Consider the following 2,653-nt stretch of genomic DNA (forward strand, 5'->3'; position numbering starts at 1 on the left):
TTTACGTCTAAAATCAATTGAATAGCTCATATAAATAATGTCATCAAAATTAAGTCGCTTAGCTATAATACATAACCTAATTCTGCAAATCTAATTGTTAAAAATGGTGGCCTTTTAGATTATTTTTTGTTTTAAAACCCTCCTAATTTTCTAACCATAGAAAAAGCATTGAATAAAATTGTAGGGTTATTTCTTTTTTTATCTCTTGCAAATATTGTTCTCCTTTTCACTATCATTATTAACTAATTTTTTCTATTAATATCGGAAAAATTATTTTATAACTATTAATTCTAAAGAATTAATATAAATTAAAGATTTTTATTTTTTTCATTCTATTATACTGAGTTAACATAACTAGAATTAATTAGTTATACTCCTAGCAAATTGAAGAGAGCCTTACTATATTTCTTAAAATATCTGTAAAATTTCTCTATTTTTTGTAATCAAGTTCAAAAAGAGATTTTTAAGAAAAAATAAGAAACTATTAAAGAAAAAATGTTATTTTATTTCTAATAACAAGTTCTAATTCGAAATACATGTCAGAACTATCTGTTATTTATACCACTAATGCAGCAATATATTTAATAGAAAAAGAATTAAAAATGATTTCACAGAAATCTGATTGGTATCCTGCGGATATTATTGCAGCGCTAAGAAAACACGGAAAAACATTAGCAGCTATATCAAGACAAGCAGGTTTAAGCTCTTCAACACTAGCTAATGCATTATCTCGGCCCTGGCCAAAAGGAGAATGGATAATTGCGAACTTTTTAAACCTTCATCCTTCTGAAATATAGCCAATCCGTTATTACGATTTTAATACAGGAGAATTATTAGAACGAAATATTCGTCGGCCTACTAATAAAAATAAAGAATAAATTATAAAAAAACCGCAGACTCATATCTGCGGTTTATTATTTAATGAAGTTAATAATATTATTTATTAATAAAATCTTCGCCTAATTTAATATCTTTATTGAGTGTTTCTAACATATTTTTCAATTTATTTTTTTCAAATTTATTAATAATATTAATAGGTAATCTTTCTGCAATCCCATTTTTACCTAAACGTATTGGCTGAGCAAAAAAACGCGCATATTCACCATCACTTTCCACATATGAACACTCGATTACATTTTCTTTACCATTTAAAGCGTCAATTAATGATAAACCAAAACGTGCAGCGGCTTGGCCCATAGAAAGTGTCGCTGATCCGCCACCAGCTTTTGCTTCAACAACTTCAGTGCCGGCATTTTGAATACGCTTGGTTAGCTCCTCAGCTTCCTGCTCGGTAAAGTTAACATTGGCAATTTGAGAGAGTAACGGTAGGATCGTTACGCTAGAATGACCACCAATAACCTTCACTTCGATTTCTTGAGGTTTTTTACCTTTTAATTCAGCAACAAAAGTATTAGAACGAATAATATCTAAGGTTGTTACACCAAATAATCGATTTCTATCATACACGCCGGCCTTTTTTAATACTTCTGCTGCTATCGGAACAGTAGTATTAACCGGATTAGTAATAATACCAATTAACGCCTTAGGACAGCTCTGAGCAACTTTTTCAATCAGATTACGAACGATACCGGCATTGATATTAAACAAATCTGAGCGATCCATACCTGGTTTCCTGGCAACACCTGCCAAAATTAATACTACATCAGCAGCGTCAAGTGCCGGTGTCGGATCTTCACCAGAAAAACCAATTACCTTTACATCTGTTGGAATATGGCTTAAATCTTTAGCAACACCAGGGGTCACAGGAGCAATATCATAAAGAGAAAGCTCTGAGCCTGATGGAAACTGGTTTTTAAGAATAAGAAGAAGTGCAAGTGCTTGGCCGATACCACCTGCTGCTCCAAGAATAGCTAATTTCATGCTGATACTCCTTTATATGATGACACTTCAAAATGGCTTAAAAACTTTCAACCTATTACATACGTTATTCATAACACAGTCTATTAATTACGATTAATTCTTGTTAATAAATAAATCTTGTAAATTTTTTTTCATTTTAAATAAAATTCTTATCGACTTATGCGATACGGGGCACTTTTTTAATATTGCTTAGGTAGCAGCATAATTTAGAGACACGACTGCCATTTTTTACAAATAACATTATTTTTTAAACAATAATTTATCGCTAATTTCCACAAAGTAGGCAAATAACTGACTAATAATTTTTATTATTTTCATAACACCAGGCTAGAATTGCTTGTTGAATAAAAATTCACCTTTATACATAATACCGCTCTACTTAACGTCTTAAAAAAGTTGATTTATGTATGTTTCTTCTAAACAAGAAGATCTCGTGAAAGCTTTTAAAGCTTTGCTCAAGGAAGAAAAATTTAGCTCCCAAAGTGAGATCCTTATAGCACTTCAACAGCAAGGCTTTGAAAATATAAACCAGTCAAAAATTTCTAGAATGCTGACAAAGTTTGGTGCGGTGCGTAACCGTAATGCTAAAATGGAAATGGTTTATTGCCTACCTGCTAAACTGGTTGTTCCCACAACAATTAGCCCGCTAAAAAATTTGGTATTAGATGTTAGCTACAATCAATCAATTGTGTTATTCGTACGAGTCCTGCCGCTGCACAGCTCATTGCTCGTTTATTAGATTCGTTACGAACTTCAGAAGGAATTTTAGGTA

Annotated in this window: 1 protein-coding gene and 2 pseudogenes; 2 read left to right on the plus strand and 1 reads right to left on the minus strand. The window is 31.7% G+C overall.

The features are described 5' to 3' along the window. The first annotated feature begins 602 nt into the window (after positions 1–602). Positions 603–878, plus strand: a pseudogene (locus tag ARSQ2_RS04620) (helix-turn-helix domain-containing protein). Positions 879–936: 58 nt separating this feature from the next. Here ARSQ2_RS04620 and mdh read toward each other — a convergent pair. Continuing rightward, a complete protein-coding gene (mdh, locus tag ARSQ2_RS04625) occupies positions 937–1,881 on the minus strand; it encodes a malate dehydrogenase (RefSeq protein WP_181994524.1) in 945 nt (314 codons plus the stop codon). Between the two features lie 403 nt (positions 1,882–2,284). Here mdh and argR point away from each other — a divergent pair. Continuing rightward, positions 2,285–2,653, plus strand: a pseudogene (argR, locus tag ARSQ2_RS04630) (transcriptional regulator ArgR); the annotation flags it as partial.

The sequence above is a fragment of the Arsenophonus endosymbiont of Bemisia tabaci Q2 genome (assembly GCF_902713415.1).
In the GTDB taxonomy this organism is placed as follows: domain Bacteria; phylum Pseudomonadota; class Gammaproteobacteria; order Enterobacterales; family Enterobacteriaceae; genus Arsenophonus.